General features: G+C 37.6%; 26 protein-coding genes and 1 riboswitch. Of the genes, 23 read left to right on the plus strand and 3 right to left on the minus strand.

Features of this window, described 5'->3' with window-relative positions:
• The first annotated feature begins 104 nt into the window (after positions 1-104).
• The 7 genes from T323_RS29550 to T323_RS0109160 all read left to right on the plus strand — a co-directional run bounded on the left by T323_RS29550 (position 105) and on the right by T323_RS0109160 (position 5,460).
• Positions 105-227: a hypothetical protein gene (locus tag T323_RS29550; protein ID WP_281175734.1), complete on the plus strand. Its 123-nt coding sequence runs from the start codon at positions 105-107 to the stop codon at positions 225-227.
• A gap of 94 nt (positions 228-321) precedes the next feature.
• Entirely contained in the window at positions 322-735 is a 414-nt protein-coding gene (locus tag T323_RS0109135; protein WP_026673007.1) for a hypothetical protein, read from the plus strand.
• 85 nt (positions 736-820) lie between these two features.
• Positions 821-1,534 (plus strand): metallophosphoesterase, encoded by a 714-nt coding sequence (locus tag T323_RS0109140; protein ID WP_051556468.1) that lies wholly within the window; start codon positions 821-823, stop codon positions 1,532-1,534.
• Positions 1,535-1,612: 78 nt separating this feature from the next.
• The gene (locus T323_RS0109145; protein ID WP_026673009.1) at positions 1,613-2,521 is read left to right on the plus strand and encodes a MerR family transcriptional regulator; all 909 of its coding nucleotides are present in this window, start codon (positions 1,613-1,615) and stop codon (positions 2,519-2,521) included.
• 117 nt (positions 2,522-2,638) lie between these two features.
• Positions 2,639-3,235 (plus strand): genetic competence negative regulator, encoded by a 597-nt coding sequence (locus tag T323_RS0109150; protein ID WP_026673010.1) that lies wholly within the window; start codon positions 2,639-2,641, stop codon positions 3,233-3,235.
• Between the two features lie 185 nt (positions 3,236-3,420).
• The gene (locus T323_RS0109155) at positions 3,421-4,344 is read left to right on the plus strand and encodes a D-alanine--D-alanine ligase family protein (protein WP_026673011.1); all 924 of its coding nucleotides are present in this window, start codon (positions 3,421-3,423) and stop codon (positions 4,342-4,344) included.
• Between the two features lie 141 nt (positions 4,345-4,485).
• Positions 4,486-5,460: a YpdA family putative bacillithiol disulfide reductase gene (locus T323_RS0109160; RefSeq protein WP_026673012.1), complete on the plus strand. Its 975-nt coding sequence runs from the start codon at positions 4,486-4,488 to the stop codon at positions 5,458-5,460.
• A gap of 52 nt (positions 5,461-5,512) precedes the next feature.
• On the opposite strand, the gene T323_RS0109165 is transcribed toward T323_RS0109160, so the two are convergent.
• Positions 5,513-6,484, minus strand: coding sequence for an asparaginase (locus T323_RS0109165; RefSeq protein ID WP_026673013.1), 972 nt, complete (start codon positions 6,482-6,484; stop codon positions 5,513-5,515).
• A gap of 139 nt (positions 6,485-6,623) precedes the next feature.
• Between T323_RS0109165 and T323_RS29665 the strand changes: the two genes are divergently transcribed.
• The 7 genes from T323_RS29665 to metH all read left to right on the plus strand — a co-directional run bounded on the left by T323_RS29665 (position 6,624) and on the right by metH (position 15,384).
• Positions 6,624-7,034 carry a PrsW family glutamic-type intramembrane protease gene (locus tag T323_RS29665; protein WP_308417646.1) on the plus strand — a complete coding sequence of 137 codons (411 nt, stop codon included), beginning with the start codon at positions 6,624-6,626 and terminating at the stop codon, positions 7,032-7,034.
• Between the two features lie 22 nt (positions 7,035-7,056).
• Positions 7,057-7,269, plus strand: coding sequence for a PrsW family glutamic-type intramembrane protease (locus T323_RS29670; protein WP_308417647.1), 213 nt, complete (start codon positions 7,057-7,059; stop codon positions 7,267-7,269).
• Positions 7,270-7,283: 14 nt separating this feature from the next.
• Positions 7,284-7,442: a hypothetical protein gene (locus tag T323_RS29175; protein WP_169737887.1), complete on the plus strand. Its 159-nt coding sequence runs from the start codon at positions 7,284-7,286 to the stop codon at positions 7,440-7,442.
• A 134-nt stretch (positions 7,443-7,576) separates the two neighbouring features.
• Positions 7,577-7,679: riboswitch (SAM riboswitch) on the plus strand.
• Between the two features lie 74 nt (positions 7,680-7,753).
• The gene (locus T323_RS0109180) at positions 7,754-8,872 is read left to right on the plus strand and encodes a methionine biosynthesis PLP-dependent protein (RefSeq protein ID WP_026673014.1); all 1,119 of its coding nucleotides are present in this window, start codon (positions 7,754-7,756) and stop codon (positions 8,870-8,872) included.
• Positions 8,869-10,029 (plus strand): cystathionine beta-lyase, encoded by a 1,161-nt coding sequence (gene metC / locus T323_RS0109185; RefSeq protein WP_026673015.1) that lies wholly within the window; start codon positions 8,869-8,871, stop codon positions 10,027-10,029. Before T323_RS0109180 ends, metC begins: the two co-directional genes overlap by 4 nt.
• 21 nt (positions 10,030-10,050) lie before the next feature.
• Positions 10,051-11,916: a bifunctional homocysteine S-methyltransferase/methylenetetrahydrofolate reductase gene (locus T323_RS0109190; protein WP_026673016.1), complete on the plus strand. Its 1,866-nt coding sequence runs from the start codon at positions 10,051-10,053 to the stop codon at positions 11,914-11,916.
• A gap of 36 nt (positions 11,917-11,952) precedes the next feature.
• Positions 11,953-15,384: a methionine synthase gene (gene metH, locus T323_RS0109195; RefSeq protein WP_026673017.1), complete on the plus strand. Its 3,432-nt coding sequence runs from the start codon at positions 11,953-11,955 to the stop codon at positions 15,382-15,384.
• Between the two features lie 419 nt (positions 15,385-15,803).
• Here the strand turns inward: metH and T323_RS0109205 are convergent, their stop codons facing one another.
• A complete protein-coding gene (locus tag T323_RS0109205) occupies positions 15,804-16,058 on the minus strand; it encodes a hypothetical protein (protein WP_026673018.1) in 255 nt (84 codons plus the stop codon).
• Between the two features lie 202 nt (positions 16,059-16,260).
• Here T323_RS0109205 and sleB point away from each other — a divergent pair, with 202 nt between their 5' ends.
• The 7 genes from sleB to fni all read left to right on the plus strand — a co-directional run bounded on the left by sleB (position 16,261) and on the right by fni (position 23,146).
• Positions 16,261-17,322, plus strand: coding sequence for a spore cortex-lytic enzyme (gene sleB, locus T323_RS0109210; protein WP_084309220.1), 1,062 nt, complete (start codon positions 16,261-16,263; stop codon positions 17,320-17,322).
• Positions 17,323-17,343: 21 nt separating this feature from the next.
• Positions 17,344-18,702 (plus strand): germination protein YpeB, encoded by a 1,359-nt coding sequence (gene ypeB / locus T323_RS0109215; protein WP_026673020.1) that lies wholly within the window; start codon positions 17,344-17,346, stop codon positions 18,700-18,702.
• A 145-nt stretch (positions 18,703-18,847) separates the two neighbouring features.
• Entirely contained in the window at positions 18,848-19,510 is a 663-nt protein-coding gene (locus T323_RS0109220; protein WP_026673021.1) for a flagellar brake protein, read from the plus strand.
• Positions 19,511-19,580: 70 nt separating this feature from the next.
• The gene (gene cmk / locus T323_RS0109225) at positions 19,581-20,252 is read left to right on the plus strand and encodes a (d)CMP kinase (protein WP_026673022.1); all 672 of its coding nucleotides are present in this window, start codon (positions 19,581-19,583) and stop codon (positions 20,250-20,252) included.
• Between the two features lie 4 nt (positions 20,253-20,256).
• Positions 20,257-20,844, plus strand: a complete 588-nt coding sequence (locus T323_RS0109230) for a lysophospholipid acyltransferase family protein (protein WP_026673023.1) — start codon at positions 20,257-20,259, stop codon at positions 20,842-20,844.
• 102 nt (positions 20,845-20,946) lie between these two features.
• Positions 20,947-22,086, plus strand: coding sequence for a 30S ribosomal protein S1 (rpsA, locus tag T323_RS0109235; RefSeq protein ID WP_026673024.1), 1,140 nt, complete (start codon positions 20,947-20,949; stop codon positions 22,084-22,086).
• 10 nt (positions 22,087-22,096) lie between these two features.
• The gene (fni, locus tag T323_RS0109240; RefSeq protein ID WP_026673025.1) at positions 22,097-23,146 is read left to right on the plus strand and encodes a type 2 isopentenyl-diphosphate Delta-isomerase; all 1,050 of its coding nucleotides are present in this window, start codon (positions 22,097-22,099) and stop codon (positions 23,144-23,146) included.
• Between the two features lie 128 nt (positions 23,147-23,274).
• Here fni and T323_RS28355 read toward each other — a convergent pair whose 3' ends face one another.
• Complete coding sequence (locus T323_RS28355; RefSeq protein WP_084309221.1) at positions 23,275-23,406, minus strand: YpzI family protein; 132 nt, start codon at positions 23,404-23,406, stop codon at positions 23,275-23,277.
• Positions 23,407-23,526: 120 nt separating this feature from the next.
• On the opposite strand from T323_RS28355, the gene T323_RS0109250 reads away from it, so the two are divergent.
• Positions 23,527-24,129 (plus strand): YphA family membrane protein, encoded by a 603-nt coding sequence (locus T323_RS0109250; RefSeq protein WP_026673026.1) that lies wholly within the window; start codon positions 23,527-23,529, stop codon positions 24,127-24,129.
• A 105-nt stretch (positions 24,130-24,234) separates the two neighbouring features.
• Positions 24,235-25,548, plus strand: a complete 1,314-nt coding sequence (gene der / locus T323_RS0109255; RefSeq protein ID WP_026673027.1) for a ribosome biogenesis GTPase Der — start codon at positions 24,235-24,237, stop codon at positions 25,546-25,548.
• The last annotated feature ends 17 nt before the right edge of the window (positions 25,549-25,565 follow it).

Genomic DNA, 25,565 nt, shown 5'->3' on the forward strand with positions numbered 1-25,565 from the left:
CCCTGGAGAGAAGTGTCCAATAGAAGGCATCTATCAGCTATGTTTGTTTAGTGTGTCATGAAAAGGAAAAGATACCTTTTGATTTAATGGATGGTGGCGATCCGATGACACCACCAATGTTTTCCTGTGAAACTTGTGGAGGAGAAATGTATCCTGAGTATGATAAAGGCGTACATGGAGTAGAGTACAGGCTATCAGAATTGCAGGAAACAAAAAAGACTGAGTGAGGTGGGTTTCCTCACTCAGTTTTTCTTAATTTTTTTGTTGTATCAACAGGGTAGATTGAATAAGGTATATGGAAATGAAGGAAGGGGGATAACGGTGAAGATATTTTCTTGGAAACAATATTTGCTTATGATTGTAGGATTGCTTTTTGCTTTTGTCTCTATTCAGCTTTTTCCCATCCCTGAACGGTGGACATTTTCGTATGTTATCGGGGAGCTGGTTTTTGCTCCTTTTCATTTATTAGGGTCTGTATTGTTGTTTATTTTTGGGTTTCTGGCATTTGCCAAAGTCATTCAATATGTTCTCGAACACAGTTATCCACGTTGGCGATATCAAAGGAAAATGAAAGCGGAAGAGTGCTTTTTTTTGATGTGCCTTCTCGGTTGTTTCTTCCTATTAATTATGACACAGTGGGTAGTCGCTATCGTGACATGTGGTTTAGCTTTACTGTATGGTATACTAGACGCAAAAAGCTCACAACAATTTGTATCAAAAGATAAAAGTTTGTAATCGCTTGGACTTAGAATGAGGAGGAGCAATTTTGGGATTCGTTATAGGATTATTTGGAGTCGCAGCACTCGGTTTACTTTTTTATATGATAAAGCAAGCATTTCTAAATCAAGTGATTGAAACCGAAGTGTTTCTTTCGGGGTTTCCGTCAAGTTTTGACGGAATGTCCCTTTTTTTTATTTCTGATGTGCATGAACGTCTCATCCATGATGACATTATTAATGAGGTGAAAGGTAAAACAGACATTGTTATTATTGGGGGCGACTTTATTGAAAAAGGTGTTTCCTTAAATCGAGCGAAAGAAAACCTAGAAAAACTAAAACAAGTCGGTCCAGTTTATTTTGTCTGGGGTAACAATGATTACGATGGAGATTTTCGTGGATTAGATGCGCTATTATTAGAGTCTGGAGTGAAAATTTTAGATAATACAGCCGTCTCTTTTCATCAAGTAAACGAAACACTTGTGCTTCTTGGGGTGGACGATGTTGGTGTCGGACGTGATAATTTACCATTAGCTCTTTTGGATAGTGAAGATGGCTTTAAAATTCTTGTTAGCCATAACCCGGATATTATGGATGAAGTGCAAGAGAAAGATAACATTAAGCTTATTTTAAGTGGTCATACCCACGGTGGGCAAATCAGGCTTTTTGGTTGGGGTATTCGAGAAGCTGGTGGATGGAAGGATAGAAGCGGAACAAAAATATTAATTAGTAATGGCTATGGAACACGCTCGATTCCTCTTCGATTAGGAGCGCCTGCCCAAACTCATTTTCTTATTTTGAAGAAAAAGTATGATTAAGCGTTTATTATACAAAGTTTACACAAGTTAGGAACTTAGCTATACTACACGTAAGGAATATCGTGTGGAGGAACAATCATGGCTACAAACGAAGGAAAATATAATATAAAAGCAATTTCGAATATGTTAGGTATTCAACCTGGAACATTACGCGCGTGGGAAAGAAGATACCACATCGTGGAACCGATTCGAAACCAAGCAGGCCACAGGCTTTATTCAGATGAGCATGTGGCGATTTTGCGTTGGTTATTAGAAAAGGTAAACAAAGGATTTACGATCGGACAAGCTGTTGGTTTATTAGAAAAAGGGAATTTTTCGTTTGATAGTGGTGAAACTGTAAAAAATGAAGATTATTCTGTTCAATTAACAAACGAAATTCTACACTCGTTGTTACAGTTTCGAGAGCATGCAGCCCATGAATTAATGAATCAAGCTTTTAGCATGTTTCATATTGATAAAGTCATGGTTGATATTTTAGGATCTTTATTAGTAAAAGTCGGTGATATGTGGGAGAATAATGAAATCACAATTGCTCATGAACATTTTGTTACGTCGTTTTTACGGACAAAAATTGGAAATATCTTTCATGGCTTTCCTGTAGATGGTTATTTGCCAAAAGTTGTAGCCGTATGTGGACCGCAAGAAAAACATGAATTAGGCTTGTTAATGTTTACATTATTTTTACGTCGGAAAGGGTTCGAAGTCATTTATCTAGGAGCAGGGATTCCAAAAGAGGATGTAGAATTTGTTATTGGAGAAGTAAAGGCAAAGTTTTTCTTTACATCTTGTACGATGACGATTAATTTACCAGAAACACTTTCACTTCTAGATGTAATAAGCAAACAGTTTCCGGATATCGCAATTGGATTAGGGGGGGCAGCTGTTAACCGACTTTCTTTGAAGAATCAAGAAAAGTATGGAAAACATATTGTAGGACAATCGAAAGATGATTGGGAGAAATGGCTGTCACAATATTTATATCGTTAACAAGATTGGGAATTTGTTTTGGGGAATGGTGAACCAACAACGAGGTTCTCACATATCTTATTACTAACTCAAAAGAGTTGTTCGGCGGAGTGCAGACCGCTATAGGGAGGGTCTTATATGCGTTTGGAACGCTTAGCTTTTGATAAAATAAAAATTTTCTTAACCTATGATGATTTACAAGAAAGAGGGATGACGAAGGAAGATCTATGGTTAGACGGACCAAAAGTTCACGATTTATTTCGTGAAATGATGTTAGAAGCTGATGATGAACTCGGTTTTAAAGCAGATGGGCCTGTGGCAGTCGAAGTCTTTTCGTTACCAGCTCAAGGTATGGTCATCATTGTAACAAAGGGAAAAGCAACCGATGATTTTGAAGATGACTTTGAAGATGGATATATCGAAATGCAAGTGACGTTAGATGAAAGTGATGATGTGTTTTATGAGTTTGCTTCCTTTGAAGATGTCATTGATGTTTCGACTCGATTATACTCCTATGGCATATACGGAGGAACGTTATTCTCATACGAAAACCGTTACTTCTTGAAGTTTGAGGTTTATGATATTGATGAGATAGATGAAGAAGCGGTTATCGCCCTTTTATCTGAGTATGGTAGTCCAGCGACATTAACGACGTATCGAGTCATTGAATATGGAAAAATGCTAATGGAACTAGAGGCAGTTTACCGTATATATCATACGTTTGTTGCGAGGTAACGTGATGATGGTGCCCGTTTATTAAAAACGTGGCCCTTCTTTTTTGTTTTTTTTACATCCTTTTCTCGCTCAATAAATGGTATGATATAGTTTAATTTAAATTGAATAGGCTTATAGTAAAGTTCCAAATTACTATTAGGCGAATATACTATAGGTACATAATGGTTTTTAGGAGTGAGTCACAAATGAAAATTGCAGTATTATATGGTGGAACATCCGCAGAACGTGAAGTTTCTCTTTCTTCAGGAAAAGGAATTATCGAAGCGTTAACAAAAAAAGGTCATGATGTGGTTGGGATCGATTTTCACCCTGAACGTATCGCTGAAGTGGCCGCACTCGATGTAGATATGGTTTATATCGGTTTACATGGAAGACTTGGTGAGGACGGTAGATTACAAGGCCTTTTAGATTTATATGGAATTCCTTATGTCGGTTCAGGTGTGTTAGCTTCAGCTTTAGCGATGGATAAAGCAAAAGCGAAATTGTTTTTTAAAGAGGCGGGGATTCGGGTCGCGCAAGAAAAAGTGGCGTATGATTTTTCTTATGACAGAACGAATTTCTCATTACCGTTTTCAACATTTCCAGCTGTGGTAAAGCCAAATCAAGAAGGTTCTACTATCGGTTTAACAATTGCTGATACGAAAGAAGAATTGATGGCTGGAATTGAAGAAGCATTTAAGTTTGATTCAACAGTGTTAGTGGAAGAGTTTATAAGTGGGAAAGAAGTAACTGTTGCGGTAATGGGTAATAAAGGTGAAGAAACCGCTTTTCCTGTTGTTGAAATCGTCCCTAAAAATAAATATTATGATTATGAGTCTAAATATGCACCAGGCATGAGTGAACATATTGTTCCAGCTAGAGTCGATGAGAAGACGACAGCTTATTTACAAAAAAATGCTGTGCTTGCTCATCAAGTGTTAGGGTGCGATATTTATTCTCGTGTTGACTTTATTGTTCCTCATGATGGTACTGATCCTGTGATTCTAGAAGTGAACACATTGCCGGGTATGACTCCGACAAGTTTATACCCTGATGCAGCAAAAGAAGTAGGGCTGTCATATGATGATATGATTGAAAAGCTCGTTCAATTATCAATAAAAAAAGCGTAAGAAAAACAAATGAATAATAAGAGGCCTGAGACTCTTACAAGTGGAGTGTCTCGGCCTTTTTTGAGTTTTAATACTGGAAATATTGACTAAGATTCGTTAAGATGTGAGAAAGAAAGTAGTCGCGTAAAGACGAGGTGTCCTATGAAAAAAGAAGATATTATTATTGTTGGTGGAGGTCCTTGTGGACTATCTGCTGCAATCGCATTAATGGATAAAGGCTTTCGTCCAGTCGTTATCGAAAAAGCGAATGTGGTAAACGCGATTTATCACTACCCAACCCACCAAACGTTTTTTAGTACAAGTGAAAAACTAGAAATTGGTGATGTTCCTTTTGTAACTGTTGAACGAAAACCGAAGCGAAACCAAGCGCTTTCTTATTATCGGGATGTTGTCAAACGAAAAAAAATTCACGTTCAAACATATGAAAAAGTATTACTTGTTGAAAAACAACAAGACCATCGTTTTATTGTAACGACTTCAAAAGGAACATATGAGAGTAAAGCGGTTGTTATTGCAACTGGTTATTATGACAACCCAAACTATATGGGGGTTCCGGGTGAAGATTTAGAACATGTGTTTCATTACTTTAAAGAAGCACATCCTTACTTCCGCAAAAATGTTGTCGTCATTGGAGGAAAAAACTCCGCCGTTGATGCAGCATTAGAACTACAAAATGCCGGGGCAAATGTGACAGTTCTTTATCGTGGAGAAGACTATTCTAGTAGTGTGAAACCATGGATATTACCTGAATTTGTTTCACTAATTAAAAATGAAAAAATAAACATGAAGTTTAAAGCAAATGTAAAAGAAATTACAGACAAAATAGTTCGATTTGAAGTCGAAGGACAAATCCAAGAAGTCGTTGCTGATTTTGTTTTTGCGATGACAGGATATCATCCCGATCATTCGTTTCTTAAAAAAATGGGAGTAACAGTTGATGGTGAAACAGGAAGGCCGTTATTTCATGAAGAAACAATGGAAACAAACGTAAAAGGGATTTTTATTGCTGGTGTAATTGCAGCGGGAAATGAAGCAAATGAAATCTTTATTGAAAATGGTCGTTTCCATGGTGGATTAATAGCAGAAGAACTTGCCGTTCGCTTGAATGAAGATTAAAATGACTGGCTAGTACATAAGGACGCTTATGTACTAGCCATGTTTATTTTCCTTATTGTAAAAATAACGACTGTAATTGCTCATGGTCTGTTGTCGTTTCTAATGCAATCATTAATTTTAACCTTGCTTTTTGACCAGTTAGACCGTTTGTAAAGATAACACCGATTTGCTTTAAATGGTGTCCGCCCCCTTCATATCCATACGTATCTTGAACGATTCCGTTAAAGCAACGGGATACGAGCACGATAGGTGTTCCTTTTTCAATCATAGATTGAAGGATAGGGACGAGTTGTGGTGGAACATTTCCTTGGCCAAAAGCCTCGATAACTAGTCCATCTACATTTGTATTTGCAATGGCTTCGACTAGTGTTGGATCCATGCCCGCATACATTTTAATAAGAGCAACATTTTTGGAGACAGATTGAATCGTATAGCAGTCACGTGAAACAGGCATATGGTGGAAGGATACGCCTTTTTTCGTCACAATTCCAATCGGTCCGTATTGAGGACTTTGAAATGTGGCAATATTACTACTATGTGTTTTCGTTACATTTTTTGCTGTATGTATTTCATCATTTAATACGACGAGAACGCCTTTGTCAGAAGCTTCAGGAGAAACGACCGTTCTCACAGCAGAAATAAGGTTATGTGGGCCATCAGATCCTAATTCATTACTAGACCGCATCGCTCCTGTCACCACAACAGGAATATGTTGATTCATTAACAAATCAAGAAAATACGCCGTTTCCTCTAACGTATCTGTCCCATGTGTCACAACAACACCATCAAAATTTTCACTGTTGATCCGTGTTTGAATTCGATTGTACAAATCAAACATATGAACGGGTGTGATATGAGGTGATGGCAAATTAATGAAATCATCGACGACAACAGAAGCAATGGAAGATAATGACTCAATTGTAGAGTAAAGTGGGTTCATTACATTCGGTTGAACAACTCCCGTTCTTTCGTCTTCTTGCATGGCAATAGTGCCGCCAGTTTGTATAACTAAAACTTTTTTCAATGTTTTTCCCTCCCTATTATAATGTATAACATGGATAAAATTGTTTTACCAACTTAAATGATTATATTTACATAATGAAAATGCTCATGTTACGATAAATGAAAGTCATTTTCAAGTGACAGAGAGGGTTGGACTAGTAGTGATTGGGATTTTAACGGCTTCTGTTGCGCCTGCTTTGGCGATATTATGTTATTTATATTTGCGGAATAATTATACGTTTTTAACATTTAAATCGGTATTAAAAGTGTTTATTATAGGGGCTTTGCTTGTGTTTCCTATTATGGTTATTCAACATGCTTTTATTACTGAAAACTTATTAACGAGTCCATTTGGTCGGTCATTTATATTATTTGGATTAACGGAAGAATTTTTTAAATGGTTTTTATTATATTCTTTTACGTTTAATCATACCCAGTTTCATAAGCCGTATGATGGAATTGTATATGGAGTTGCACTTGCTTTAGGGTTTGCAACGGTGGAGAATTTCTTGTATTTAGTTGCAAATGGCGTGCATACAGCTTTTTTTTCGAGCGTTGCTGCCTGTCAGTAGCCATGCTTTATTTGGTGTTATCATGGGATATTATTTAGGACTAGCGAAGTTTGAAAAAAAGCAAAATGTGAAATTATTATTATTACTATCTGTTTCTATCCCAATTGTACTACATGGAATGTATGATTTTATTATTATAGCAGCAGATAAATATATACATATTATCATTGTACCCTTTATGTTTTTTTTATGGTGGTTTGCCCTTCATAAAGTAAAGCTTGCTGGACAAGGATAAGGAGGAGTTTTATTATGAAACAACGTTTTCGAGTGGTTATCCGTTGCTCTAAATGCGGGGAAAAGTATATTTTACGTGGCAGAAAAAAAGATGCAGGTGGATACGAAACTGGATTTATTCGTTGTGTTTGTGGGAATGAAGATAAATTAAAAGTAGATGTTACACCAGAATAAGTAAAAATCATGTATCGCTGTAATGCTTTACCAATGTATTTTAGTAAAGGAGAAGAAATTATCAAAATACTATTGCAATTCCGCAAAAATTGTTGTACTTTTAATAACAAGTTCTAATTTAAAATTATATTAATTTCTTATCAAGAGAGATGGAGGGACTGGCCCGATGATATCTCAGCAACCAGCCGGAAACGGTCAGGTGCTAATTCCTTCAAGCAGATGCTTGAAAGATAAGAAGAAGACATGGCGAGGTCACCCTTCTTCTTATTGTTAAGAAGAAGGGTTTTTTAATACTTAAGGAGGAAACAAACATGAATAAAGATAAGCTTGAAACAACTTTAGTTCAAATTGGAAATCGTATTTGTGAACGGACAGGAGCTGTAAATACACCGGTTTATTTTTCGACAGCTTATCGCCATACAGGGATTGGTGAATCAACTGGATACGATTATGCTCGGACAGGAAATCCGACCCGTGAAGTATTAGAACAAGCGATTGCTAAACTTGAAGAAGGTGACCGCGGGTTTGCCTGTAGCTCAGGGATGGCTGCGATTCAAACTGTTTTTTCATTGTTTGAACAAGGAGATGAAATTATTGCTTCTCAAGATTTATATGGTGGGAGCTATCGATTATTTGAACAAGGCTGGAGAAAATGGGGGCTACAATTTACATATAGTGACCCTAGAAATTTAGAAGAGTTTGAAAGTAAGATTACGACTAAAACAAAAGCATTATTTATTGAAACACCGACAAACCCGCTTATGCAAGAAGCGGATATTAAAGCGCTTGGAAATATCGCAAAGAAACACAATCTTCTTCTCATTGTCGACAATACGTTTTACACACCTTTATTACAACAACCAATTGTAGAAGGTGCTCATATTGTTATTCATAGTGCTTCAAAATATTTAGGTGGTCACAATGATGTGATTGCAGGTTTAATTGTCGGAAAAGGGCAAGAACTATGTGATAAAATTGCGTATTACCATAATGGTATTGGTGGAACATTGTCAGCCTTTGATTCGTGGCTATTAATTCGTGGGATGAAAACATTGGCCTTACGGATGGAACAACATGAAAAAAATGCAAAAGAAATTGCGGCTTACCTTAAACAACATCATAGTGTTGTTGATGTTTTATATCCAGGCCGAGGTGGCATGATTTCATTTCGAATTAAAGAAGAAAAATGGGTAAATCCATTTCTTCAGCGATTACAACTTATTTCCTTTGCTGAAAGTTTGGGTGGGGTTGAAAGCTTGATGACATACCCAGCCACGCAAACACATGCAGATATTCCAGAAGAGGTCCGCCTAGCAAATGGGGTTTGTAATCGACTGCTCCGTTTTTCTGTTGGAATCGAAAATAGTAAAGACTTAATAGAAGATTTACAGCAAGCTTTTCAGTATGTCGAAGAGGGGGACGTGCAATGAGTGACTCATTTTCGTTTGAGACTAAGCTACTTCATAACAACCATAAAGTAGACAAAACGACAGGAGCAGTGAGTGTAGCGATTCAGCATGCTTCTACCTTTCATCAATTTGAGTTTGATTCTTTTGGAATTTATGATTATGGCCGTTCAGGGAATCCAACAAGAGAAGCGTTAGAAGAAACAATTGCCGAGTTAGAAGGAGGAAAGAGAGGGTTTGCCTTTGCTTCAGGTATGGCGGCGATTTCAACGGCGTTTATGTTATTGTCAAAAGGAGACCATGTAGTGTTAACAAATGATGTATATGGTGGAACGTTCCGCTTAGTAACGAAAGTGTTGACGCGTCTTGGAATTGAACATACGTTTGTGGATATGACGAACTTAGATAACGTCGAGAAAAGCATTCAAGCAAATACTCGATTGCTTTATATGGAAACTCCTTCTAACCCAACATTAAAAATTACTGATATACGAGGTGTTGTCGCGATTGCGAAAAAACACCAATGCTTAACCTTTTTAGATAATACATTTTTAACACCAGCACTTCAGCGTCCGTTAGAATTAGGCGTCGATATCGTCTTGCATAGTGCTACAAAATTTATTGGAGGACATAGTGATGTCTTGGCTGGCTTAGCTGTCGTGAAAGATGAGCAATTAGCGGAAGAATTGGCCTTTTTACAAAATTCGTTTGGGGCGGTTTTAGGTGTTCAAGATTGCTGGCTAGTAATGCGGGGCATGAAAACATTATCTGTTCGCATGAACCATTCTACAAAAGGCGCCCAACAAATCGCGGAGTGGCTATCAGAACAACACCATGTAAAGCAAGTTTATTATCCTGGTTTAGAAACTCATCCTGGGTATGCTTTGCAAAAAAGTCAAGCATCTGGAGCGGGAGCTGTGTTGTCTTTTGAACTAAGAGATAAAGCAGCAGTTAAAAAATTTGTTGAACATGTGACCGTACCGGTATTTGCAGTGAGCTTAGGAGCGGTAGAATCGATTTTATCTTATCCAGCTACGATGTCACATGCCGCAATGTCAAAAGAAGAGAGAGAAGAAAGAGGAATTCAAGATGGCTTGCTTCGATTATCTGTTGGACTTGAAGATGTACATGATATCATTACAGATTTCGAACAAGCATTTGAAAAGCTTGAAAATTCCTAAGAAAAGGAAGGAGTGGGGCACATGGGGTTGTTGGAAGATTTAAAACACAAGATTATCATCGGAGACGGAGCAATGGGGACGCTTCTTTACTCACAAGGGGTAGATTATTGTTACGAAGAGTTAAACATAACGAACGAAGAAATGGTACTTCATGTGCACGAACAATATATTAAGGCTGGTGCTAACCTCATACAAACGAATACATATGCTGCAAATGAACTAAAGCTTGCAAAGTATGGACTAGAAAATAAAGTGAAACAGTTGAATGAGGCGGCCGTCAAGAATGCCAAGCAAGCAGTGAGAAACAAAGATGTGTATGTAGCAGGGACGATTGGTGGTATTCGTGGGGTTCAAAAACAAAATATATCCATGAGTGATATCACTAAAAGCCTACAGCAGCAAGTTGTTACACTATTAGAAACAGATAGCCTTGATTGCTTATTACTTGAAACGTATTATGATTTTGAGGAAATTCAACAATCTGTTGCATATATTCGTACTTTGACAGATATCCCGATTATTGCCCAAGTGTCTTTAGGGGATGTTGGTGTACTCCATGGTGGAATAAAAGTAGCAGATGCTTTTCACTCTTTACGAAATCTTGGTGCGTCCATCGTCGGTTTAAATTGTCGAATGGGCCCATACCACATGCTTCGGTCGTTTGAGGAAGTCCCGCTTCAAGATGGCATGATGTTATCAGCCTTCCCAAATGCGAGTTTACCGGATTACCGAGATGGACGCTTTTTTTATCAATCCAATCCTGCTTATTTTGGAGAAAGTGCTGAGAAGTTTAGAAAAGAAGGGGTTCGCCTACTAGGGGGTTGTTGCGGTACAACGCCAGAACATATTGCGGCGATGGCCGAAGCGATTGCTCACTTACAACCAGTCACTACAAAAGAATTAAAATCAAAAACGACAAATCGGATTGAAATAAAAAGCCCAGAGCAAAAACAGCGACTTGCTGATCTTGTAACGAAAAGAACATCTGTAATTGTTGAGTTAGACCCACCAAAACAATTATCGATTGAGAAATTTATGGTCGGAGCAAAAAAACTATCTGAAGCTGGGATTGATGCGATCACATTAGCCGATAACTCTTTAGCGTCTCCACGTATTGATAATATGGCGCTTGGTTCATTAATTAAACAACAAGTCGGTGCAAAACCTTTAGTGCATATTACGTGTAGAGATCGTAATTTAATCGGGCTACAATCTCATCTTATGGGTCTTCATACATTAGGCATTAATGAAGTGTTAGCTATAACAGGTGACCCGACAAAAGTTGGGGACTTCCCTGGTGCTTCTTCTGTTTATGATTTAACATCATTTGACTTAATTCGTTTAATTAAACAATTAAATGAAGGGGTGTCTTTTTCAGGGAAATCATTAGGGCAAAAAGCAGCATTTTCTGTTGCTGCTGCGTTTAACCCGAATGTTAGACATATCGAAAAAGCGGTACACCGATTAGAAAAGAAAATTCAATGTGGGGCGGACTATTTTATGAGTCAACCTGTTTATAGTGAACAGCAATTAATCGACATTTATGAAGCGACAAAACATTTAAGTAAACCGATTTATATTGGCATTATGCCTCTTACAGGGACGAGAAATGCTGAATTTTTGCATAACGAAGTACCTGGTATTAAATTAACAGATGAAATCCGTGCGATTATGGCTCAATGTGGTGAAGACCGTGAAGCGGCACAGCAAGAAGGAATTGCGATTGCGAAATCTTTGATTGATACAGCATTTGATTTGTTTAACGGAATTTATTTAATTACACCGTTTTTACGTTATGAAATGACCGTTGAATTAGCACAATATATTCAGAATAAAGTTCAATTAAAACAATTACAAAAACAAGAATCGTTAGCCGAAGAAAGGTAAGTTTGTTTGGTTTACACGAGAAAGGAAAGGTTAATGATGGCAAAATCTTTGTTTGAACAACACTTAGAAAAGCGAATTTTACTAATAGACGGTGCGATGGGGACAATGCTACAACAAGCCGATTTAACTGCCGATGATTTTGGCGGTGAAGAGTATGAAGGTTGTAATGAATATTTAAATATTACCGCTCCACAAGTCATTGAACATATCCATCGTGCGTATTTAGAAGCAGGAGCCGATATTCTTGAAACGAATACATTTGGGGCAACGGATATCGTATTGGAAGATTATGATTTACAACATTTAGCGGAAGAACTTAATGTTAAAGCGGCCCAATTGGCCAAAAAAGCAGCCTTAGAATTTTCAACTGAGGAATGGCCAAGATTTGTTGCGGGTGCGATGGGCCCAACGACAAAATCATTATCTGTTACTGGTGGCGTTACATTTGAAAAACTAGTAGAGGCATACGAACAACAAGTACGTGGATTAATTAAAGGTGGCGTTGACTTGCTTCTATTAGAAACAAGTCAAGACATGAGAAATGTCAAAGCGGCATACTTAGGGATTGAAAAAGTATTTTCAGATTTAAACATTAAAATGCCAATTATCGTTTCTGGAACGATTGAACCGATGGGAACAACGCTAGCTGGTCAAAATATTGAAGCCTTTTATTTATCGTTAGAGCATATGCACCCGACTGTAGTCGGATTGAATTGTGCGACAGGTCCAGAATTTATGCAAGATCACTTGCGCTCGTTATCTGATTTAGCTTCGTCTTTCGTCAGCTGTTATCCTAATGCCGGGTTACCCGATGAGGAAGGTCATTATCATGAATCACCAGAATCTTTAGCGAAAAAGCTAGCCGCTTTTGCTGAAAAAGGTTGGTTAAATGTAGTTGGAGGGTGTTGTGGGACAACACCAGCCCATATTACGGCGATTAAAGAAGCGGTAAAAGGATTTAAGCCGAGACAACGACATGAACGAAGAAGCCATGCGGTATCAGGGATTGAACCATTAATTTATGATGATAGTATGCGTCCTTTATTTGTAGGAGAACGAACAAATGTCATTGGATCCCGCAAATTCAAACGATTAATTGCGGAAGGGAAATATGAAGAAGCATCTGAAATTGCAAGGGCTCAAGTGAAACGTGGGGCACATGTTATTGATGTTTGTCTAGCTGATCCGGACCGAGAAGAGTTAGAAGATATGGAACATTTCTTGAAATTTGTTGTAAATAAAGTGAAAGTTCCTCTCATGATCGATTCAACAGATGAAGAAGTAATTGAGCAGGCGCTAACGTATTCTCAAGGAAAAGCGATTATTAATTCAATTAATTTAGAAGATGGAGAAGAACGTTTTGAAAAAATCGTCCCACTTATTCATCGCTTTGGAGCAGCTGTTGTCGTTGGAACGATTGATGAGAAGGGGATGGCGGTTTCAGCGGAAAGAAAACTAGAAGTGGCCAAACGTTCGTATGATTTATTAGTTCATAAATATAAATTAAAACCGAGTGATATTATCTTTGACCCATTAGTATTCCCGGTAGGTACTGGTGATGAACAATATATAGGTTCAGCAAATGCCACAGTCGAAGGGATTAGGTTGATTAAAGAAGCGTTACCTGAATGTTTAACGATTCTTGGTGTAAGTAATGTCTCCTTTGGTTTACCTCCTGTCGGGCGTGAAGTATTAAATGCGGTTTATTTATACCACTGTACGCAAGCAGGGCTAGACTATGCGATCGTTAACACAGAAAAGCTAGAACGGTATGCCTCTATTCCAGCGAATGAAAAGCTGTTATCAGATAAATTGTTATTTGAAACAAATGATGAAACACTTGCTGAATTTACAGCGTTTTACCGTGGGAAAAAAGCAGAAAAGAAAGTAGAAACATCCAATCTTCCTTTAGAAGAGCGACTAGCGACCTATATCGTAGAAGGAACAAAAGAAGGGTTAGTGGAAGATTTGAAGCTGGCCTTAGAAAAATTCCAAGACCCATTACAAATTATTAATGGTCCCCTTATGGTAGGGATGGATGAAGTCGGACGTTTGTTTAATAATAATGAGTTGATTGTTGCAGAAGTATTACAAAGTGCCGAAGTGATGAAAGCGTCTGTTGCCTTTTTAGAGCCATATATGGAGAAAAAAGAAGATGACAACGGTAAAGGAAAAATTATTTTAGCGACGGTTAAAGGGGATGTTCATGATATTGGGAAAAACCTCGTTGAAATTATTTTAGGTAACAACGGTTTTAAAATTGTGAACTTAGGCATTAAAGTGACATCAAATGAACTGATTGAAGCTGTAAAACGAGAAAAACCTGATGCAATTGGCTTGTCAGGATTACTAGTAAAGTCAGCTCAACAAATGGTATTAACAGCTCAAGACTTAAAAGGGCAAAACATCTCGATTCCGATTTTAGTTGGAGGGGCTGCATTAACACGGAAGTTTACGGATAATAAAATTTCTCCAGAATATGATGGTGTTGTGTTATATGCAAAAGATGCGATGAACGGGTTAGAGCTTGCTAATAAACTAGTTAAACAAGAAGAGCTCGATAAAATGATTGCTGCTAAAACAGCCATTGTCCCAGAAGAGGAAGTTCAAACAACAGAAGGGCAGGATGTGGTTGTTCCAGTACGGTCAGATGTATCGACAACCGTACCCGTTTATACACCAAAAGATTTACAACCACATATTTTACGGCAATATAAAATTTCTCATTTAGAGCCATACATTAATTTGCAAATGTTAATGGGTAAACACCTTGGTTTACAAGGGAAAGTAAGTCGATTATTAGAAGAAGGAAATGAAAAAGCAGTTCAATTAAAAGAAAAAATTGACGAGTTGCTTAAGGAAGCAAAACAAGAAGATTTATTAGAAGCTCATGCGATGTATCAATTTTTCCCTGCACAAGCAGACGGGGATGATATTATTATTTATAATCCGGAAGATAAGCAAACTGAAATTGAACGGTTTACGTTTCCTCGGCAAAAGAAAGCACCATTTTTATGTTTAGCTGATTATCTTCGTCCAGTTTCTTCAGGTGAAATGGATTATGTCGGATTTTTTGCAGTCACAGCAGGGCATGGTGTTCGCGAAAAAGCGACAATTGCAAAAGATGAAGGTGATTATTTATATAGTCATTTAATCCAAGCAGTTGCCCTAGAGCTTGCGGAAGGGTTTGCTGAACGGACACATCAATTAATGCGGGACCAATGGGGTTTCCCTGACTCTGTTGATTTTACAATGCAAGACCGCTTTTCTGCTAAATATCAAGGTGTTCGTGTGTCATATGGCTATCCGGCGTGTCCGAATTTAGAAGACCAAGCAAAATTATTCTCGTTATTACAGCCTGAGAAAATTGGCATTCAGTTAACCGAAGAATATATGATGGAACCAGAAGCGTCCGTCACAGCAATGGTTTTTGCACATCCGGAAGGCCGATATTTTAACGTGTATTAAAAAATCAAGGGGTTCAGATTTGTTTATGAATGATAATGGTGTGAAACAACTTGGTATTTGTAAAAAAACTTTCTTTACATTTATAATATGATTCCATCTGTTCATTTTTCAACCTTCTTTACGTTTTTTAAAACGGAGAGGAGGTTTTTTTGATTGTTTAGGAAACGTCGACCTGTGGGTAACAGCGCTAATGTTTATGGTAAGGAAGCGGCCACGAAAACCGTTATCTGTGAACATTGTTAGTGTTTTGGAACATTGGTGGACACAGGAGCAGTTAAACATAATAAATTGCTAGGAATAGAGTGGCTTTTGCGTGAATAAGCGCTCCTGTGGCCGCTAAAAAACGGAAACCCATATCTTGTTCACAAATAACGGATGCTCTGACCGCAAAAATGAGATACCGACAGGACTAATTACTATTAAAACACTTTTTCCTTTCCTGTTGTTAAGTATAGGGCATCCCCAACTTTTTCCTCGATATAGTCAATTCGATCAGGTTTAATTGAATGCTCATTTATTTCTCCAATAAGTGCCATTACCGCTCTTGACAGATTGTCAATGGCTAATCGTGCTTTCTCCGCGTCCATGTCCACTTGTTTTCTTGGGTTCGTCATTATCTCCATTAATTCATAAGCTTCATTATTGAGTTTTTCTAATCTTTTTTTGTTGCTCATATTCATCCCTCCTCAGTAAAAAGGATATAAAGGATAAGGATAGGTTAGAACACAACTTTTTGCTTTTATTTAAATTATTTTCTAAGGGAAAGTAACTAGGATTTAACCGAAATTGTATAAAATTTGATCATTAACAAACACTATCCATACGAAATGGTCTTGTCAATGAATCATGAAAATTCGTAAGGAGGTTTATAACAACATGACTGGTTTGATGAAACAGATGAAATACCCCCTTATTGTTATCATTACAATCTTAATGATAACGAGTACGGCAGGGAACTCAGCCTTTGCATTTTCTGATCAAATTATTCAACGTGGAGCTACAGGCGATGATGTTGTAGAGCTTCAAGCAAGACTGCAGTATAACGGTTATTATAATGGAACAATTGATGGTGTGTTTGGATGGAGCACATATTGGGCTGTACGTAATTTCCAAGAACAATTTGGGTTAGATGTTGACGGTTTAGTCGGCCCGAAAATGAAAGACATGTTAGAACGTGCAACAAATTATGATAAAGAATTTGTTCATAAAGCACTCCGAGAAGGAAGGAAATTTACGCATTACGGGAATACCCCACTTCATATTCAAAAAGGGGAAAAGGGTTCTGCCACTGACAAAGGCCAACAAGGTCAGCAACAGCAAGACCAACAACAAGCACAAGAACAACAAGGCCAGCAACAACAAGACCAACAACAAGCACAAGAGCAACAAGGTCAGCAGCAGCAAGCCCAACAGCAAGCACAAGAACAACAAGGTCAGCAACAGCAAGCCCAACAGCAAGCACAAGAACAACAAGGCCAGCAACAACAAGCAACAACAGAGGAGCCTGTTCCATATGAGGAACAACCAGAAGAACAAGGCAACGAGATTAATGCACAAAAAGCAATGAATGTCCCTAGTGGATTTTCAGACGCAGATTTACAGCTGATGGCTCAAGCTGTTTATGGTGAAGCAAGAGGAGAACCTTATATTGGTCAAGTGGCGATCGCAGCAGTAATTTTAAACCGAATTAATAGTCCGACCTTTCCAAATACAGTTCCTGGTGTTATTTACGAGCCAAGAGCATTTACAGCGGTAGCCGATGGACAAATTAACTTAGGTGCAGATGATAATGCAAGAAGAGCCGTCCTTGATGCACTAAACGGCCAAGACCCGTCTGGTGGAGCAACATACTACTTCAATCCAGATACAGCGACTTCAGGTTGGATTTGGACAAGACCACAAATCAAACGCATTGGAAAACATATATTCTGTAACTAAATTTGTGGAGGTGACAATTAGATGATACGTTCAATTATTATAGGAGTACTCGCAATTGGAATCGTAGCAACAGGAATATGGGGATATAATGAACAGCAACAAGCACAACTATTGTCCATACAAGCAGAAAATAACTATCAACGTGCTTTTCATAACTTAGTTTATCATGTTGATCAGTTAGAAGAAGACCTTGGTACGGTGTTAGCGATGAACACAAGGCAGACATTATCGCCTAAATTAGCTGATGTATGGCGCGTGACATCGTTAGCTCAAAGTCAGTTAGGTGAACTTCCGTTAGGGTTGTTGCCTTTAAGTGAAACAGAAAAATTCTTATATGATGTTGGTCGATTCAGTTATAAAACGGCTGTACGAGATTTAGACAAAGATCCTATTACTGATGAGGAATACGAGCTAATGGAAGAGTTATACGAATGCTCAAAAGAAATCCAGCAGGAATTACGAAGAGCACAAGCAACATTACTTCAAAATGATTTACGCTGGTTAGATATCGATATGGAATTGGCCGCTGCACAAGGTGAGCCTTTAGACAATGCTGTCATTAATGGGTTTGAAATCGTGAATGAAACTGTAAAAGGGTACAGTGAAACTCAATGGGGTGCTGGATTTTCACAAATGAATGTGAACGAGTCTGAGCGTTTACAGGAGCGTTTAAACGGACCTGAAATTTCTGAAACAGAAGCAAAACAAAAAGCGCTCGATTTTATCGGAGTGAACGGAGAAGTCGAAGTTTCAACTGCAGAAACAGGAAATGGGTTAGCTTATAAAGCTTATAATTTTACGATTGATGATCCGAACCATGAAACTCATTTTTATATGGGGATGACTAGAAAGGGTGGGCATCCAATTTGGTTTTTACAAGACCGTCAAATTTCAGAACAAAATATTAGTTTAAATGAAGCTGGTGAACGAGCGAAAGAATTTTTAGAACAAAATGGAATTGACGGCATGCAAATTGTCGACAGTGCTCAATATGATTCAATTGGTGCATTTGAGTTTGCCTATGTTCAAGAAAATGTTAGAGTATACGCAGATTCCATTGTTGTTGAGGTTGCTCTTGACGATGGTGATGTCATCGCATATGAAGCAATGGATTATTTAATTAATCATCATGATGAACGAGAAAATATTGAGCCGGAAATTACAATGGAAGAAGCGATGGAACGGTTAAATCCACGACTAGAAGTGATGGAAGACCATATCGCGATTATTCGTAATGAAATAGGGGAAGAAGTTCTGTGTTATGAATTTTACGGTGTATTAGGAGAAGATACATTTAGAATTTTTATTAATGCAGAAGATGGAGAAGAAGAAATTGTCGAGAAATTACAGGAGCCACAGCCCGTTTATCAAATTGGATAATTTTTTTAAAAAGAAGAGGCAAATACGCTTCTTCTTTTTCTCAATTCGTGCCATAATAATAGTATAATAAAAATATTCCTTTCCTTGAAAAACACTGGGAAATGGAAGTGACCCTATTTATGGGAATATGGGAGGAAAATGACCATTGATCGAGATTGGAGCAACGATTCATCTTCAATTAAAAAATTCTTCTGAGCATGAACATGAAGAATATAAATGTCGACTTGTTGACCGTAAAGGGGACAAGCTCATCATAGATCATCCGATTCATATTGAAACAAATAAACCAGGATTATTTTATATTGGGACAGAGTTTTACGGATGGTTTGTAGGAAAGGACAAAGCGGTATATTCGTTTGAAACAAAATTAGAAGAAAGACGAGCAGAAAATATCCCTGTTTTTATTTTGCATGACCCAGGAAAAGAAAAGTATAGTCGGATTCAACGTCGAAATTATGTGCGAGTGGATACAGGTGTCGATGTCGCTGTTCACAGTCCAGATGGCGCATTTGAACCGTTTACTACATTAAGTCTTGATTTAAGTGGGGGCGGAATTGCAATTAGCGTACCACCAGGAAAAAACTTACCAGACCAAGGAGAAGTGATTTGCTGGTTTGTTCTTCATATGAAATCAGGCGAAATCTTTTATATTCGTGCAACATGCAATATAATTCGGGTTTTTCAAAAATTAGATGAAACGAGGGAAAGAGCATCACTAGAGTTCTCCTCGATTCATGAGCGAGACAGGCAAAGAGTCGTACGCTACTGTTTTGAAAGGCAAGCTTTACTTCATCGAAAAGGTCTTTAATTAGACCATGTAAAATGATTATGGTATCATATTTATTGATGATTATGTGATGATAGTTTAGGGGTGTATTATGAAAAAAAGAATAAACATAGCGATTGATGGGCCAGCTGGAGCAGGGAAAAGCACAGTAGCGAAACGAGTAGCTGACCACCTATCGTATTTATACATAGATACTGGGGCGATGTACCGAGCCTTAACATATTTTGCTATAAAACAAGGGATTAATCTTGAAAACGAGCTACTGCTAAGTCAGTTGTTAGATACAATTCAGATTCAGTTAAAAGTGTCTGAAGAAGGGACATATGTCTTTGTAAATGATGAAAATGTGACAGAAGCAATTCGTTCATCAGAAGTAACAAACCTCGTTTCCACTGTAGCAAAACATCGAGCGATTCGAATGAGCATGTTAAACATGCAACGAGAAATGGCAAAAGAAGGTGGAGCTGTTTTAGATGGACGAGATATTGGTACTCATGTATTGCCGAATGCAGAAGTGAAAGTGTTTTTAACCGCTTCAGTTGATGAACGTGCAAAGCGAAGACATGAGCAAAATATTGAAAAAGGTCTTCCTTCTGATATAGAAACATTAAAACAAGAAATTGCAACACGAGATGAGTTAGATTCTAGTAGAGAGGTTGCGCCTCTGCAAAAAGCAGAAGATGCCATTGAAATAAATACAACTACATTAACAATTGATGAGGTTGTAACACATATACTAGAATTAGTGAATGAAAGGGTATAAAGGAATGAAATTATATCGTTTTGGTCAATTTGTTAGCCGCCTTTATTTATCAACCTTTTATAAAGTGCGTGTGATTGGAAAAGAAAATATACCGGAATCAGGTCCAGTTTTGCTTTGTTGCAACCACATTAGTAATCTTGATCCCCCTTTTTTAGGGGCATATATTAAACGAAATATATGTTATATGGCAAAACAAGAATTATTTACCGTTCCGGTTTTAAAAACAATTCTACCTATCCTTGGTGCATTTCCTGTTCGTCGTGGTATGAGTGATAAACAAGCGATGCGAACGGCAATGACATTGCTCAAAGAAGGAAACATGATAGGTTTATTTCCAGAGGGAACAAGAAGTAAAGATGGAAAATTGCAAAAAGGTTTAGCAGGAGCAGGATTTTTTGCTCTCCGTACAGAAGCATCTGTTATCCCATGTGCCATTGTTGGCCCGTACAAGCTTTTTAAACCACTTACACTCGTGTATGGAAAACCGATTAATATGACACCGTTAAAAGAAGAAAAGGTATCAGTTGAGGAAACAACAGCAACGATTATGAATGAGATTCGTATATTATTAGAACAACATCAATCAAACTAAAATCTTACAGTTAAATTTCTTTCACCAACGTGAAAGTGTTTATAAAAAATTTTCGAGGAAGATGGTTCTGCAAATAAGCAGGAATTGAAGGAGGTAACGTCAATGGTTGAAGAAAATAATCATGAAATGAAATCCTTTCAAGTAGGGGATGTCGTAACAGGAAAGATTACAAAGGTAGAGGATAAACAAGCTTTTGTCGATGTAGGCTTCAAAGTAGACGGAATCATTCCCATAAGTGAGCTATCCAGTCTTCATGTTGAAAAAGTAAGTGATGTATTACAAGTTGATGATGAAGTTGAATTGAAAGTAACCAAAGTTGAAGACGTTGAACTTGTACTTTCAAAAAAAGCCGTTGTTGCGGAAAAAGCATGGCAAACATTACAAGAACAATTTGAGAGTGGACAAACGATTGAAGCGGAAGTGGCAGAAGTGGTAAAAGGTGGATTGGTTGTGGATGTTGGTGTTCGTGGCTTTATCCCAGCGTCTCTTGTTGAACGTCATTTTGTCGAAGATTTTTCTGATTATAAAGGACGAACACTTCGCTTAAAAGTAGCGGAAATCGACCAAAGTAATAATAAACTAATTCTTTCACAACGTGCCGTTCTTGATGAAGAAGATAACAAAAAGAAAAAACAAGTGCTTACAGAAATTAAAGAAGGTGACATTGTTGAAGGAACGGTTCAACGATTAACTGATTTTGGTGCATTTGTCGATGTTGGTGGTGTAGATGGTCTTGTACATATTTCTCAGCTTTCACACCAACATGTTGATACTCCTGCTGATGTAGTGAGCGAAGGGGAGAATGTGAAAGTGAAAATTCTTTCTGTCGATGTTGAGAATGAACGAATTTCGCTATCGATTAAAGATACATTACCAGGACCATGGGATACATTAGCCCAAACAGTGAAAGTTGGAGATGTTGTTTCTGGAGAAGTTAAACGACTTGTTTCGTTTGGTGCTTTTATTGAAGTGGCTCCTGGGGTGGAAGGGTTAGTTCATATTTCACAAATCGCAAATCGACATATTGGTACGCCAGGTGAAGTATTAAAAGAAGGTCAAGTCGTAGAAGCGAAAGTGTTAGATTTAAATGTGGACGAAAAACGGATATCATTAAGTATTCGTGCATTAGAAGAAGATACTTATGAAGACAATAATCATCAAGAATATCAAAGAGACGATGAACATAGTGGTTTTTCTCTTGGTGATATGATTGGTGATCAATTAAAAAAATATAAATCGTAGGTGATCCCTATTGAGCAGGGCAATTCGTAAACAAGAACATATTCATCATGCGATAACAACAGGACAAAAAGGAAATCATGGGTTTGAGGATATCCAATTTGTTCACCAAAGCCTGCCAAACAGTGATTATCATTGTATCGATATGACTACCGAAATCGGCGAACTCCCTTTATGTTCGCCGATTTTTATCAATGCAATGACAGGTGGCGGTGGAGAGAAAACAAAGAATATTAACCAACAGTTAGCAGAAGTCGCAAACGAAGCGAAGATTGCGATGGCGGTAGGTTCACAAATGGCGGCTATAAAAGATGAAAAAGAACAAGAAACATATAAAATAGTGCGGAAGTCTAATCCAAAAGGAACGCTCATTGCCAATCTTGGAAGTGAGGCAACAGTAGACCAAGCAAAACGAGCTGTTCAGATGATTGAGGCAAACGCACTCCAAATTCATTTAAATGTCGTCCAAGAACTTGTTATGCCAGAAGGAGACCGCACATTTACGAATGCGTTACAACGAATTGAAGCGATTGTAAAAGAAAGTGATGTACCTGTCATCGTAAAAGAAGTCGGGTTTGGCATGAGTAAAGAAGCCGCTACACAATTAGCTAATGTCGGTGTTACGGTTGTAGATGTCGGTGGATTCGGTGGAACGAATTTTTCAAAAATTGAAAATTTACGAAGAAAAAAACAACTCGACTATTTTAACGAGTGGGGAATTACGACAACAGCTTCCATTGTTGAAGTGAAAAAAAGTCAACCGGATCTTTCTGTTATTGCTTCAGGCGGACTTACAAATAGTTTAGACGGAGTGAAGTCTTTAGCACTAGGAGCCTCTGCGTTAGGTTTCGCTGGGTATTTTTTACAAATTCTACTTCAGTCAGGGCAGGAGGGTCTTCTTGAAGCGATTATTGAACTATTAGACGATATGAAAATCCTTATGACAGCATTAGGTTGTCCTAATATTACGAGTTTACAGCAAACACCTCTCGTCATTAGTGGAAACACATATCATTGGTTGGAACAAAGAGGATGCGATCCAAAAGGGTATAGTGAGAAATAAAATCGAATGGGAAAGGGAATCAAATGGTCTCGTTTTAGACCGATGATTCCCTATTTTTATTTAAAAGATAAGAAAAATTTTTGGTATAGCAATGAAGCTTTGAAACAAAAAGACGCTCCGCGTTTTTCTTATCGTTGACGTTTTCTTGCGTCTTCAGGTCCTTCTAATTTTGTTGCTCCACCGTATTTTAAGTTTTGGTCACGATCTAATTCGACATGACCTTCTTTTCTCAGTTTTCGTTCTTGACGGTCTTTACCCATTGGATTCCCTCCTTTTTGCACAGTAGTATTATCCTTTTACGAATTATTGATGCACTCATTTCCAAAAAACGTGATTATAAGCTGAAAATCCGACAATAATGGTAACGTCGAGGTGATATTATGGAGGGTGCTTTATTTTATTGGTTTTGTTGGATGTTTTGGATCGGTGTTTATTTTTTTATGGAAAAAGGAAAAAAAAGAACAACGTATAGTGTATTGATCTTATGTTTACTTATTTTAGCTTCTTTAGAAATCCAAGTTTTCGGGCATTCTATATCTGTTGGTTTTATTCTTTGTCTACTGATTGGATATGTGTTATTAACATCGGTCCGTTTAAGAAATCAATTTTATTTTTTAGTTGTTAGTTTAATTCTCGCGTTTGCTGGAATATCATTCCAATTATTCGAAATATTTGACCCTGTTATCATTTTGTTTGATCGGTCGTGGATGCTTGGTTTATTATATTCAGCACTTGTATTAGCGCTAGTATCTGATCGAACTAAGCGCATTCCTGTATTTATTGTAGGCGCGTGCCAAGGTGAAATTGTCATAACACATTTTTTGCAAACGATTTATGTTGAGCAAACAATTGGACACTTACTGTTTTTTGATGCTTTCGTTGTCACAATTTTTCTGTTATTTATTTGGTATTCCTTTGAGGTATTAACTGAAATGGTGTCCAAGAAAGTATTGGAAAAATCACAGCGAGAAGTGGGCGTGTAATCAAATAAGGTCGACATATTGTCGAAGTTCGTTGTTTTTGTTAGAATATATTAGTTATGTTACCAAATTGAAACAGGGTTTTAAAAATTGAAAGGTAGTGACGAAATGCCAAAACCAGTTGTAGCGATTGTTGGGAGACCAAATGTTGGTAAATCAACGATCTTTAATCGAATTGTAGGAGAAAGAGTGGCGATCGTTGAAGACGTCCCAGGTGTGACAAGAGACCGATTATATAGTTCAGCAGAATGGTTAAATAAAGAATTTAATTTAATTGATACAGGCGGAATTGAAATTGGTGACGAACCTTTACTGAATCAAATGAGAGAACAGGCAGAGTTAGCGATAAAAGAAGCGGACGTCATCATCTTTATGGTAAATGGTCGTGAAGGTGTGACAAATGCGGACCAAGAAGTTGCTAAAATACTATTTCGTTCGAAAAAACCACTTGTATTAGGTGTAAATAAAATTGATAATCCAGAAATGCGAGAAGACTTATATGAGTTTTACTCTTTAGGAATTGGCGAACCGTACCCGATTTCTGGAACACATGGTTTAGGGTTAGGTGATTTATTGGATGAAGTGATTAAACATTTTCCTGACGACATTGATGAGGGTTATGATGAAGATACGATTCGGATCTCGCTTATTGGTCGACCAAATGTTGGAAAATCCTCTTTAGTCAATGCGATGTTAGGTGAAGAACGGGTGATTGTGAGCAATATTCCTGGTACGACTAGGGATGCGATTGACACGCCGTTTTCAAGAGACGAACAAGAATATGTATTAATTGATACTGCCGGGATGAGAAAAAGAGGAAAAGTATATGAAAGTACCGAAAAGTATAGTGTGCTTCGTTCCTTAAAAGCAATCGAACGTTCAGATGTCGTCTTAGTTGTTTTAAATGCAGAAGAAGGAATTATTGAACAAGATAAAAAAATAGCAGGGTATGCGCATGAAGCTGGTCGTGCTGTTATTATCGTTGTAAACAAATGGGATGCCATTGAAAAAGATGATAAAACGATGAAAGAATTCGAACAAAAAATTCGGGATCACTTTTTGTTTTTAACGTATGCACCGATTTTATTTACGTCAGCAAAAACAAAGCAAAGATTACAACATGTATTACCAACTGTTAAAAAAGTCTCAGAGAATCATAATTTGCGAGTATCAACGAGTGTTTTAAATGACATGATTATGGACGCGGTAGCGATGAATCCGACTCCAACTGACAATGGAAGACGATTAAAAATTAATTATGTAACTCAAGTGGCTGTTGGGCCTCCTACATTCGTTTTCTTCGTAAACGAGCCAGAATTAATGCACTTTTCATATGAGCGTTTTTTAGAAAATAGACTACGGGCAACGTTTGACTTTGAAGGAACACCTATTAAAATCTTTGCTAGAAGAAAAAATGAATAACGGACGTAAGGGAGAGG

The sequence above is a fragment of the Alkalihalobacillus bogoriensis ATCC BAA-922 genome (assembly GCF_000621445.1).
GTDB classification, from domain to species: Bacteria; Bacillota; Bacilli; order Bacillales; family Bacillaceae_F; genus Bacillus_AO; species Bacillus_AO bogoriense.